Source organism: Paraburkholderia sp. GAS82 (assembly GCF_050436285.1).
Lineage (GTDB): Bacteria > Pseudomonadota > Gammaproteobacteria > Burkholderiales > Burkholderiaceae > Paraburkholderia > Paraburkholderia phenazinium_B.
This window is the reverse complement of record NZ_JBNDLX010000003.1, coordinates 318,082-331,110: the sequence shown is the minus strand read 5'-3', so window position 1 is coordinate 331,110 and position 13,029 is coordinate 318,082. Positions and strand designations below refer to the sequence as shown.

The window sequence follows — 13,029 nt, the reverse complement described above, 5'->3', positions numbered from 1 at the left end:
GACATGGCGACGGACAATCCCCCCATCTATGTGATCGGGGGCAGCAAGGGCGGTGTTGGCAAGAGCCTCGTTACTCTGGCGCTGGTCGATTACCTTCTCCGGATGGATGTCAATGTCGTGCTCGTTGAGACGGATACGTCCAACCCCGATGTGATGAAAGCTGTTCACGATGAGATCGAATGTGGGTCGTGTGATCTGGACGACGTGAGCGGCTGGATTGACTTCGTCAATTTCTGCGATCTGCACCGGGACGCGACCGTGGTTGTCAATACGGCAGCGCGCAGCCAGGCCGGCGTCGCCCGGTACGGCGGGACGCTCGCCAATGCGCTCGACGAACTGGCGCGGCGTCTCGTCGTACTATGGGTCATCAATCGACAACGCGATAGCCTGGAGTTGCTGCTGAAATTCGGCGCGACATTCCCCAGTGCTGTTACACACGTTGTGCGCAACAGCTATTTCGGGGCGCCGGAAAAGTTCGCGTTGTACCGGGAGTCAAACCTTCGCAAGGCGATCGAAACACAAGGGCGGTCGCTCGATTTTCCTGATCTCGCGGATCGTGTCGCGGACGAACTGCGCAGCCAGCGTCTGTCGATACGCAAGGCGGCGGAAACAATGCATCTCGGAGAGCGGGCGGAGTTGCTGCGCTGGCGCGAGCTGTTCAGCATGATGTTCGCCCAGTTGACGCCTGCTTCTCGACGTCACGGGTGAATCCCCTAGCGCAACCCAGTCTTCTGCGTTTGAATGCGAGTTTCGGGTCACTTTCACTCAGTCTGGTCGAGCATGCCCCGATGGGTATCCTGTTTGAATGAACCGAGGGACTCCGCCGGTGCCCTCCTACCAGGCTAGGCCTTCATCTGGCACGAGGCGTCAGCGAGCATCCATGGCGCTCGGTTTAGGTTCAGTTTCTGATCGATACCAATCACGGGCCGGTTGGACCTTGCGCGCCCGCTCGTCGAGCGCCCGCGCTGTGCGCATTTCTTGAGGTATTCCTGCCCCGGGTTAAAGTCGGTCCAGAGGTCTCGTCGCGGCGATTAGTTTCGCTTCTCAATAAGCGGAACGTTGGATCTAAGGATTTGTTCCGCTCCGATACCATGGCGCATGGTCATCCCAGCCTCCCGGAATGAGCGTTTCTTCTTCCAAACAAAAAGGTACCGCCCATATGCGCAAGCGACGCTCTCGCTCGAAGTCGAACACGGCCAGCGGGTCAGAAAATTCTTCAGTGCGGGGATAGATCAGCAACATGTCCGCGTCGGCATCTTTCAAATATCGATGTCCGTACGCGAACAGTTGGTAAAAGTCTGCCTGCGACAGGTGGTACTTTGACATCCAATCGCCTTTGGACGCGTCGAGCCGCTTCCATTTGACGTCCAGCACAGTCTTTATTGTCTTTTTGCCGTTCGAGGTGCAAAAAACGCCTATGTCAGGCTTGAGCTTGAACCAAGGTTTATCCAAATGTCGTACCAGATGCTGCGAGGCGATTTGCTGATCAACTTTCCACCCCTCGTTTAAGATACGGCCGATATGTAGGGTGACATAACGTTCGAAGAGCTTCTCCATCGGGAAAAGCAGCGAGAAGGTGTCGCGCTTTTCCGTTGGACCGAGCGGCGAGTTACCACCGAGTATCAGCTCACACCACGGCCGGATGGCCTGGTAGGCAGGGTCGTGTACATTAGGGTCCCACGCCGCGAGGTCGCGGTGCGGGTCATGACTTTGTGTCACCCGACTGAACGTATCGGCGACCTCAGCAATCTGCTGACGGGTCCGATGCAAACGCGTCAGGTGAGCAACGATCGACAAGCACGCCGCGATCACGCGGTTCTCGGGTGTCTCAGGTACAAAGATGTCGTGCTCGATCTCGAAAATGTGTCGACGCGTGGGCGGTTTGCGCAGATACGATTCGACGCGGAGACGTCCGCGAAGAAAAGGCGTCAAGTCGTCTGTCCTTACATAGGCATGCGTCAATCCCCGCTCCGCGACTCGCTGTGCCACTTGAACGAAGCGTTGAATGAGCACTTCAAACAATGGGATGCGTGCCTCGTCGAGTACAGCAGGGCCGCTTTCCAGCGTGCGCAGCCCGATCGCCTGCTCGATCATCCGGATCAAAAGGCGGCGGCTGCGATCTTCGGTCAGGGCGTTCGTGATCTTCGGCAGGATTTCAAGCTGAAATCCTCCGAAGCCTCCGATGATACCAACGTAATTGACAGCCTGAAGACAGCGGCGGCCACCGCGCATCGTTAATCGCAGGGGAGCGACGTCCTTTGATCCCAGCGCGGCCGTAAGCGTTAAAAGGCTTTCAAAGTCATGCGCGGACACAGTGCGATAGTCGAGCGACTGCGGCCCTGGGACGGTGCTCAGAACGCCGAACTCCCGGATCGCGACGGCAACGGTCATGCATGATCCTTGTCGTAGATGCCGAGGTAACTCTCGCGTTCGTTGAATGCGGCTTCGTTGACTGTCCAATGGCGTATCTCGCCGAGCGCTTGCGCCACCGCGTCATCACCAAAAAGCTTGCCGAGGTCTTGGCCGTGCGAGGGAAATCCGTCAATGACGAAACGATGTTCCGGCTTTTTCTTCTGATCTTTCAAAACCCATTGAATTCGTTGCCAGTCGTTGAAGAAATATTCCTGCAGCAGGGGGATGATCTGCTTGGAGAAGATTCGGGAAAGCGCGCCGATGCTTTGGTCGTCCCTGAGCGGAAGAAAATAACTGTGCCCGAGCGTGCGCTCTCGGCCCAGCAGAGCGGTGATGCGCTCGTTCATCACACTAAACATCTTCGCGATATTGATCTCCTCTTCCACGGTAATGCCGCTCAGAACACTAGCATCAGGCATCAGTTCCTCGAAATGGAAGCGGCGACGTAGTGCCGTATCCAACGGAACAAGCGAGCGGTCGGCGGTGTTCATCGTGCCGACGATGTAAAGGTTGTCGGGAACCGTAAATGGTGCTTTGCTGTAGGGCAGAATCACCTGCTGGGTTTCACCGGCCGCGCCTTCGCGCTTGCTGGGTTCGAGTAACGTGATCAGTTCGCCAAAAATGCGAGAGACGTTGCCGCGATTAATCTCGTCGATGATGAGCACGTAGGGACGCCGCTGTCGCTTCTGTCCAATCTGCTCGATAGACACTTGCTGCGCGGCCAAGTGCTTCACGACGGACGATTGAGACATCCGGTGCATCGGCGACACAGTCGAAAGCGCGAACAATTTGCCGCCGTTGAGGCTTTGAAAAGGGATGCTCCCCCGCGCGATCCAACGCACCTCGATAGCCTGAGGAAATCTCTCGAAGGGGGCCGGGTCGTAAAAATACGGCTTTTGAACGATGCCGACAGCATCGACAGAGGTGTTGCTGTCGATTGACAGCAACATGTCGCCGACCTGAATCTCCTGCGAGAAGTACGTCAGCGACTTCTTTTCGTTGCGCCCGAGTTGCTTAAAATACTCCACCTCCTCCGGCTGCTGATTGTGTAAATCGCCGGCCCGGTTCCAGCCGATGCGTGCTTGACCATTTGCAAAACACCACTCTTTCACCGAATTAAATTGCGTTCCATTCAGTGATATTTTCCAGACACGCCCGGAAAGAGCGATGCCATCGCCGACGCTTTCCCGCATCGCATCGTTGCTCGCAAGGGTGGCTATCTGCTTGAAGACGCCGGCTTCGGGGCGCAACTCAGAGGTGGCCCCTTCCGCGTCATCCAGATCGTCCTTGGATTCAGAGATGCTCATGCGCAGCCCTTCCACGAAGTCTTCGTAACTGAAGCTCTGGTGGAAGGTCACGAAGCGGATACGCTGTTCGTCGCGAAGTTCGTCGAAGCGTTCCTTGAGCGACCTGAAGCCGTCTGGACTGTCCGGATTGTGCTCTTCGAAAAGATCCGGCTCGATGATTTCGAGCGCCTTGAGAATTGTGTGACGCGTTTTGCCGGTCCCGGGCGGCCCGACGAGAATTTGATTCAGTGGCGGCTGCTGCTCAGCGCCGCGTTGTGTGTCGTCGGAGGCATCGCCCTGCCCTGTCGGCACGGCCGAACTTTCTGCCTTCTTGCGGCCCGAGCCCGCATATGCATGCGAGGTCCTAGGCGGCCTTATTTCCAGTTGCTCACCAGCCTTATATAGCGTATTGACGAAGCCCCAAGGCGTCACGTCCGGCACATGCTCGCGCACGGCGTCGTAGACTCCAAACAGTTGCAGCATTCGAGCGACTGCGCCGGTAGCCATCTCATCGCGTTCGATACCGAAGCATTCAAGGAAATAAGGCAAATGCTTCTGCGAGTAGATCGGCAGACTGAATTCGGGGTGATACGCAGCAAGCAAGCGCAGAACGCGTCCATCTGACATGCTGAATCCGGGCGGAAGAGCAAGCCCGCCTTCCAGCGCCTGCTGATCGTCCAGCGAACGAGCCTCGTCAAGCGTGCGAGTACTCGCAACGTGAGCGTGCAATCGCAGCACGGCATTCAACGCATCCACATCTGACAGCTTCTCTAGATGCCGGTTTTTGTAGAGTGTTCCGTCCTTCTGCCAGTAAAGCAGATGACCCTTGGCGGTTCCAGGCGCGTAACTGCCCAACGCGGGTTGGAGGCCGTGTTCCAACCACCAAGAGAAGCTTTTCATTTCGCCGTTGCCTCGGGCGCCGAGACAGTATCCGTCGAGCGTGAGCTTCTCGATTCTGTCGACGGGGAACGTATTCAGGAACTCCGCGAACGTATCCGGTGCTCCATTTGGCTCTTGATGTCTGACGTTCGCAGAAACGAGATCACTGAAGACTTCAATCAGTTTCATATTTGTTCTTTTGCCAATAAATATCAACATGAGGCCGACTGCGCTTAGCCGAAATCCGCAAAGTCCGCAGCCGTCAGATCACTGCAACCGTTCAACATGTCCCCCGCCAACGCGCGCTTGCGCTGTAGAAGGGCGTCGAGGCGCACGTCGAAACTCGGAAAATCATCGCTGACGACCCCCGGATAGTAGAGCGTGACTGTGCGCGTCTGACCAATGCGATACGCCCGCGCTGTCGCCTGGTCCTCCTTCGCAGGATTCCATGTGCGCGTGAAATGAACAACGTGATTTGCCGCCTGAATGTTCACGCCAAACCCGACCGCTAACGGCGATAGGATAATCACGTTGAATCCCGGACTCGCCTGGAACGCATCAATCAACTGCTGGCGATTGTTGACCGCGCGCGGATCGGCTGATGTCTCGCCGTTCACGATACTCGGTGCAAAACCGAAGAGTGCAGCTACGACGCGCTGCAGAACGAGTTGAAGCTCCCGGAATTCGCAAAACACGATGACCTTATGGCGTCCCGGCTCATCGGCGCGGAGCTCCTTGAGCGTTTTCACGAGCCAGCCCATCTTGGGTGACTCATCTACGAGCCGCTTGATCGAGATTTCGCGTGTATCAGGCTCCGCGAAGCCGTGGGGGTCCGTGCAAATCTTGCGGATCGCCAGAAGCGCCTGCAACTGGGCCGACGGGTCGGTCTCGCGATGCTCTCGCAACGTCGCGAGCGCGGTTTCGTAGTGCCGCTGCTGAAATGCAGACATCGGCAGCCGCTTGCAGAACGAATCCTCGACCGGCACCGGCAAGTCTTTCGCAACGTCCGTCTTCTTCCGATGGAGGATCTGCGGCTGGATGACTCCGCGCAATTCTTCAACCTTCGTCCGTTGTTCCTCGCTTTTCGCTTCGATGGGCCGCCGATACACGCGGGAAAAGTGATTCAGCGCGCCCAGCATGCCGGGCTGCACAAAGTCGAACAGGCACCACAAGTCGGCCAGCGTGTTTTCCACGGGCGTGCCCGTGCAGGCGATGCGAAAGCGCACCTTTTGCTTTTTCGCCGAGCGCGTAACGAGCGCGGCGGGATTCTTGATCTTCTGCGCCTCGTCGCACACCATGATCGACCATGGCTGACGTGCCAGCGCAAATTCCAGATCGCGCATGGTCTCGTAAGTTGTGAGCACGAGACGGGCGCCCTTGAGCCAATCCCGCTTCAATAGCCGCGTCACGCCCTGCGACGCGAGGCTCTCGTCGATCTCCTGACGGCTGGCACGCAATAATTTGAGCGTCTCGCCATAGAGCAGCAGGAGCGGCAGCGTGTCCGCCTCGAAAAAGCGCTCCAATTCGTTGCGCCAGTTCTCGAGCAGCGCGACCGGCGCGACGATCAGCGCGGGCTCGAGTTGCGGATCGCGCTCGAAGCACGACGCCATGAAGGTGAGCAATTGAAGCGTCTTGCCGAGCCCCATGTCGTCTGCGAGCACGGTGCCCCGGCATGCCGACGGCGACAGTTCCCACAAATGCTGCAGCCACGCGATGCCCACCTCCTGATGCGGCTTGAGCGTAATGTCAGTCTTGAGCGAGCGAGGAACGATCGGGGTGCGATCGGGCGGCATCTGCAGCGCGTCGGCGCGCGCTTCGTTGTATTCGATGTCCTCGAAATTGTGCTTGATGATGAGCCGTTTTTTGGCGGCCGGCCTTGCACCACCGCCACCTTTAAATTCACGGCGCTGCACGTCGGCACAAGCTTTGGCAAGTGCGTCGAGAGCGCGTTGTGCATCGACAATAGGGATCGGCTGCAGCAGCCCGGGCAGCGAGACGCGATCCGCGCCCGCCGTGCGCGCCGCCTTCACCGATTCTTGCAGCGACGGAATCTCGCCGAATTCGAGCGGCACGTAGCGCATGCCGCCATTAGCGGGATCGTCGACTCGTAGGCCGATCGTCGTATTGTTCTCGAACCAGCCGCCCTCCTCGCGATTCAAGGCGATGACCGGAACAGCGAACGGGCGCTCCTCGCCGATCTCGTCGATACGTGCGGAATAGTGACTTAGGTCGAGCACCTCGGCGGCAGTCCATAGCGCGGGACTTTTCCATTCGCGCAACCAGCTCGACAGTATTTGAAGATGGTCGATCGTGTCGCCAACGATCTCCAATTCGTGATCGCCCCACGTGACACATTGCGAGCCGTCGTCGAGCGCACGGGTCAATCGGTCAGCGAATGAGGACAGATCGTCGGGCGAGGCGATCCATGTCATCATCGCTTCCTGCTCGCCCACCGAAATTGGATGCACGAGCAATCCAACGCGTTCGATCTGCCCACGCTCGCCGCGTTCCACCTGCGGCGTGAAGGACTTGAAGACGATGCCCGCAGCCTCGCATGCCGCCTCGAATTCATTCGGATCGAGAACATTTCTCGCGCTTTCGCCGAGAGTCGCGAACGGATTGCGCACGAAAGCCTGGGCGCGCGGTCCCGCCACGCGTCGGCCGCGCATCTCCTGTTTGATTTCGCCGAGGACCGACTTTACCTCGGGCACGGGCACGATGCGTACGAGCGCGCGCCCTTCCGGCACCTCGTAGCGATCCTGCAGCGGCAGGCGGTCGAACTGCGTGACCCATTTGTCGGGCGCGTTGTCGAATCTGGGCACGACTTCGAGGACGGTGGCGTCGCCTTCACCGCGTCGTTGGATATCGAGCTTCAGATGGTCCGGCGCCAGCACCACAGTGCTGGCGACATAGTCGGACATCGGGCAGCCGCTCTGCGCCGCGAGCGTGCGCACGCGGCCGTAAATATGCTCCTTGAAAGGGAGCGTGCGATCATCAGCCGGTGTGGCATGAAAGCGGGCGAGCAAGTCCAGCATTTCGCTGACGGGTAGCGGCAGCAACGCCTCGGACTCGGCCGTACGCAAGGTTTTGCCGATTAGCTTTGGCGCGGGACGCGCGCCGCGTCCCTGTGCATCCACCCATTCGTCGAAGCGCAAAGAGAAGTCCGCATCACCGAGCGAGCCGGTGCTCGCCAGCCGCGGCCGCATCGCGCTATCCGGCGGGAAACGCAGCGCCCTGCGGAAGGCACTCAGTTCGGGATGGGCGACGATCGCATAGACATGCTCCCACGACAGTAAGAACTCTGATTCCATCGCGAAGCCCAATCCCTCTTGCTCGACTTGGGCCAGATGCGCGCCAAGTTCCGCGAGTTCGGGATAATCGAACGGCGCGGCGAGCCATTGCTTCGCAAGCGGCGCCGGTGAGGCATAGCGAAATCCTTCTGCGTCGATGGTCAGGGGCACGCCCGGCGCTGCTTTTGTTCCAGCGATCGCTTCGGGCGTTTCGATTTTGTAGCGACCAAATAACCTTGCCAGCATGGATGTCCCTTCACTTTATCCAGAAGCCGCTGCCTTCCTTGAACGTAAAGCCCAATTCGACCAGTTCCTCGGCGATGCGTGGGCTGCGTTTCGGGTCACCGAGCAGGACCCACAAGGCCCCGCTTTTCCGGCGGTTGTCTTCGTACGAGATGCCGTGCTTCGCACACTTGAGCAGCATTTCCTGAATTTCCCATCCTTCGGGAGGGGTAGCACGCGGCGGCGCGATGGCCGAAGACACCGCGGGGTAAGCCGGCTTCTCGGCGGCCCGCGTGCGACCGATAGCTGTGCTGTTAACTCGTGCGCGCGTTGGCGCGCGGTCGAGCGCTTCGCGGAGCCTGACGTCGAAGTTGTATTCCCACGATCCGATATGCGAAAGCCTGAGCGCCGCGCGCACCTGATTTTTCAGGAGACGGATGCTGAATACCGGCGCATCAAGATCAACCGGGACCTTCGAATCATCGAATACGTAACAAGCGTTACCGGTGACGCCAAACTCGATCACCAGCAGCGAACCGATGCGCATGACAAATGCGTTGTTGTCATCGGCGGCATCCTTAAGCAGCCGAGCCTTGCGGCCCATGCGCTTGCGTACGTTATTGAACGCAGCGGTTTTGTTGCGTTGCGCGTCCTCCCCAAGCACGAACCACATGTCGGAAATCTCGGGTTCCCACTTGAGCCAGTATTTGAGCCGCCGCAGATCCGCCGCCCCATCCTTTGCCAGAACTTCGAAGAAGTCCCTAATCAGCCGGCGCTTCAGCCATCCCTCGACCATCTCGCGCGCCGGTTCATGGCCGACTTGAGCATGCCAGGCCGTCGGATCGAGCCACGGGTTGCCTATCAAAGCGACGCATGTATCGCGCAGCCCATCGTGTTCCGGACGGTTCCGGCACTGCGCGTAACGCTTCACCACCATTGCGGCCGCGTGCACGGCGAGCAATTGCGGCAGCTTGATGTTCGCCTTGCCGTTCAGAAAAGGCAGCACAATTTCCAACGCGGCCTGAAAGTCCGCGTCGCCGCGCTCGCAAATCGTGCGAACATAGCCCATGACCACTTCGTCCCAGACCCACGAATTTGATTCGATGCCGAGTTCGCCGAACAAGGCGCGGAGTTCATCCGTTCTACCCGCCTCGAACGTGTCCGCATAGCGACTGCAGGGATCTTCCGTGAGCAGGTTCTTATGCTCGCTGAGTGTGTCGATCCATATCGGCACGAACCCACGCGATTTCGCGCTCGCATGCATCGGCGGTAAACGGTCGCTCAGATAACGGCGCAAGTCGGTCCAGTTAGAGTGCGCGGACGAAGTGTCGCCGTGATCGCGCCTGAAGCCGAAGTAGCCATGCAACAGGCCCTGATAGCAGTTGCGAAAACGCCTTTCCTGCGCCTCATAATCACGCAGCAATGTCAGCAGCGCCTCAAACAGCGTGCGATCGTCGATGATCCGTGTGCCATCCTCGGTGTTATCCCATGGCACCGTAACGCCGTAGCAGACGTATTTGACCTGGGTCGGACTCAGATCAGTGCGATCGGCGAAGAACGCCCGTAGTGCGATCTTCAGCTGATCCAGCGACGGTACGTCACCATGGTCGCCGAACGCGCGACGAACCTCACGCAACGCCAAGGTCATTTCGCGTGGGTTTGCCCATGCGCCGGGACGATCAGGCAGCATGGCTTCCATCAGTTTCTTTCCGATGGATGTCAGCGGTCGATCAGTGGGCATCGTTCTTTCGGGTCGAGAGCTTGTTCGAGCGCCGCGTCATCGGTTTCGGGCGACGCGTGAGCGGCTTCATCCTTGCGCTCCTGGCGCGACTTGAATTCCAGCTTGAATTCGATGCGTCGGCTGTCGTCCGCAGTCGCGCGCAACGAGTTGAACGACGCGCCACCGACAAAGAAACGTGTCGCCACCAGCTTGCGATCCGCAAAGGACAACAGCGGCTCGCCGTGGCCAGGATCGCGCAGCAGTTCACACAGCACGCGCTCGCTGCGCTCAAGACTGAGATTCAGGTTGAACAGATACTTGCCGCTACGGCTTGCGTAACCTTCCACGGTCGCGCGCTTGAACCAGTTCTTGCCTGCATCGGTCGTGCGCAATTGCTCCAGAAGACGCGGCGTAAAGTCGCGCAGTAGCTCGCGCTGCGGGTCAGAAAGAATGTTCTGCCCTTCGCGCTCGAAACGACCGCGTGGCCCGAAGTCGATCGTCGTGCCGATGACGCGGACGCCCTCGAACTGGCTGGCCACGTGTTCTACTTCCTTCATAAGCGCGCTGATCTGCTCGGAGCGCTCTTTTTCCTCGCGCTCCGCCTCCGACACGTGTTTGGTCACCGCGAGTAAAGCCACGCTCAGCGCGACGAGGAACAGCACCATCAGCGCCGTCATCAGGTCAGCGAACGAGATCCAGAATGGCTTTTCGCCTTCGTCACGGCTGCGTCGCCGCGCGGGTGTCTGCATGCCCAACATGTTTTATCCGATCTCTTGTCAGGCTGCAGTCGGCAGACGGTCGAAGACTTCGCCCAGATCGACGATCGCGCCCTTCAAAATCCCCGTCGCCTGTGCAAGCTCGCTATGGAACGAGCTGTTGCCCTCGCGCAAGGTCCGCTTGATCTGTTCGGCGAACTCGGCGTGAACCTTCGTCATGTCTTCGACAAGATCGGCCAGATGCCGGCGCGTCATCTCCTGCGCCTCCCGCATGGAGTGGCTCGCCTGCTCCATCGACGCTATCAGATCGCGCTTGACCGTCGCCTCGCGGGAGACGGTTTCCACCACGCCGCGCAGTTCGGTGACCATGCCGGCGAGCGAATCGCGCACGTTGCGCTGATCGGCGAGTGCCTGCTGTACGCTGCTTAGCGAGCTTGTGAGGGAAGCGGCCGCCTGGTTGAGGCGCTCAGCCGTGCCGGTCACGCCGTCGCTCGCGGCCCTCATGGACTGAAGGTTATCAGCGAGGCGCGCGGACGCGTCGTGCAGGCGTTCGGCGCCTTGCCCCATGCGTTCAATGTTGCCATGCGTCGCGGCGTTCAGCTTGTTCACCACGTCGAGCATCGCGACACTTCCGCGATCGACCGCCTCGGTAACCTTCGCGATCTGCCCGGCTTGTTCGTCAAGTAGGCCGGCGATCTGCTCTGCGAGTTGTGCCAGGCGTTTGCTGTGTTCTTCGTGCGCAGCCGCGCTCTGCGTCTTGAGCGACTCGAACATTTCCCCCGCCTTGTCCCCGAGCTGACCAATCAGGCGCGTCGACGCATCCGCGGCATCGCTCTGGCCTTTGGCCATTCCAGCGCGTGCCTCTTCGATCCACGCGCGCATCTGTTCGCTCGCTTCGGCCTGACGTGCAGCTGCTTCGGACTGGCTCGCGTGGCTTTGCTCTTGCAAGCCCCTGACCAGTGACGAAGTGCTCTCGCTCAGCTGACGCAACATGTCGTTGGTCAGTTCTGCCGATTCAGCTTGCCCACGCGCGACGTTTTCCTTCAGCTGATCGACGAACGCGCGCATCTGGTCGTTGGCTTCCGATTGTCGAACCTGGATCTGCTCGAGCGCTTCCTCGACGCGCTTGGCCATCGCGTCAGCGGCGCCCGCACCGGCTTGCTGGATCTGGCTAGCGAGCGCCTCGAAACCGTGCGACGCCGTTTCGATCGTATTCGCTGTTTTAAGCAGCATGTCGTTCATGCCGCGCAACTGCGAGCCGAACATGTTCTCCATCTGTGCGGTAAAGCTCGACAACACGTCGGTGAGTAGCCTGTTCACCGCCTCGCCCTGACTATTGCCGACCGACTGCACCGCGTTCGAGATTCGCGCGAGCGGCTCCGCCAAACCTTCGGACAGACTCGTCGTGATCGATCTGCCGAGTTCGGTGCTCGTGTTCGTGATCGCCGCGATCTGCTGCTGCGTCAACTCGCTCAGAACCTGTTTCAGATCCGTGACAAGCGACTCCTTCATCTGCATCGCCTGCGTGGCCGAGGTTTCGGACGCTTCGACGAGCCGTTGCAGGTATTCCTCGCCAGCGCCGGATTCGAACAGGCCGTCGACGTCGCCGCAGAGCTTGTCGAGCAACGTGTAGAGCTTGTTGACCATGGCCTTTTCGACGGTCGTCACGATCATCGCAAGAAAGATGGCCAGGCCCGACAGCAAAAATGCGCCGCCGACGCTCGACACAAGCGATTCGAGGCTGCCACGCACGACTTGAGGATCGTCCGTGATCTTGAATCCGTTCAGGCCAAGAATCAGGCCCGAGAAGGTACCGATGATGCCGATACCGGTCAGAATGCCAGGCAGATGTTTGTAGAACTCCGTTCGCAATGGCGCGTCGATCAACGCCTGCTCGGTAAAGAAGGTGCTCGCGGTCGCCGTCGCGCGCCAGCGGCTCGTCTCCGCGATGCCCTCCGCGTTGACGTGCTTCTGAGCGTGAAGGGTGTCGCGATATTCATCCCAGCAATGCTCGAACGCCGATTTCTTCATGACCTTTTCGCCGATGCTGTCCGCATCGACGCGTTGGTCTGCGTCTTTTAACGCCTTCAGCGCCCGTATGGCTTGGCCGAGTTCCCGTCGGACGCGGAAGAAAGGAAGCGCGAACTGCCCGATGAAAAACGCCAGCGCGAAGGCCAGCGCCGACAAGACGGACACATGCAAGATCGTGGAAAGCGCAGCAGAAGCGAGGCTCATGAGCACATGACACTAGAAATAATTGGATCAAGCGAATCCCTTTGTAGGGCGACGCAAGTGTGGTCCACTCGGCGCAGGATTCGATCGACAGAGCGGCGCAGCGAGTATGCGAACGCGCGGCCGAACGTCAGGAGGTCAATTGCTATTGGAAGTGGCTCATGGATTTTGGTCTCTCTGAATCTGGTTCTATTTTTCGCGCTCGACAGAATTCCAAGAGCAATGTCTCGAGTAAGTTCGTCTGGCTGCGATTTTCATGTTTAGCGGCAGCT

General features: G+C 59.2%; 7 protein-coding genes. 1 reads left to right on the top strand and 6 read right to left on the bottom strand.

What is annotated here, in order from left to right:
- The first annotated feature begins 3 nt into the window (after positions 1-3).
- On the top strand, positions 4-708 hold the full coding sequence (locus P3T17_RS11850; RefSeq protein WP_429406811.1) for a protein mobD: 705 nt from the start codon (positions 4-6) through the stop codon (positions 706-708).
- A gap of 357 nt (positions 709-1,065) precedes the next feature.
- On the opposite strand, the gene P3T17_RS11845 is transcribed toward P3T17_RS11850, so the two are convergent.
- From P3T17_RS11845 to zorA, 6 genes are all read right to left on the bottom strand, one after another.
- Entirely contained in the window at positions 1,066-2,391 is a 1,326-nt protein-coding gene (locus P3T17_RS11845; protein WP_429406809.1) for an McrC family protein, read from the bottom strand.
- Positions 2,388-4,766 carry an AAA family ATPase gene (locus P3T17_RS11840; protein ID WP_429406807.1) on the bottom strand — a complete coding sequence of 793 codons (2,379 nt, stop codon included), beginning with the start codon at positions 4,764-4,766 and terminating at the stop codon, positions 2,388-2,390. Before P3T17_RS11840 ends, P3T17_RS11845 begins: the two co-directional genes overlap by 4 nt.
- Before the next feature lie 44 nt (positions 4,767-4,810).
- On the bottom strand, positions 4,811-8,038 hold the full coding sequence (locus P3T17_RS11835) for a DEAD/DEAH box helicase (RefSeq protein ID WP_429406805.1): 3,228 nt from the start codon (positions 8,036-8,038) through the stop codon (positions 4,811-4,813).
- Positions 8,039-8,123: 85 nt separating this feature from the next.
- Positions 8,124-9,830 (bottom strand): EH signature domain-containing protein, encoded by a 1,707-nt coding sequence (locus P3T17_RS11830; RefSeq protein ID WP_429406803.1) that lies wholly within the window; start codon positions 9,828-9,830, stop codon positions 8,124-8,126.
- The gene (locus tag P3T17_RS11825) at positions 9,809-10,567 is read right to left on the bottom strand and encodes a flagellar motor protein MotB (protein WP_429406802.1); all 759 of its coding nucleotides are present in this window, start codon (positions 10,565-10,567) and stop codon (positions 9,809-9,811) included. Before P3T17_RS11825 ends, P3T17_RS11830 begins: the two co-directional genes overlap by 22 nt.
- 18 nt (positions 10,568-10,585) lie before the next feature.
- Entirely contained in the window at positions 10,586-12,760 is a 2,175-nt protein-coding gene (zorA, locus tag P3T17_RS11820) for an anti-phage ZorAB system protein ZorA (RefSeq protein WP_429406800.1), read from the bottom strand.
- Between the last annotated feature and the right edge of the window lie 269 nt (positions 12,761-13,029).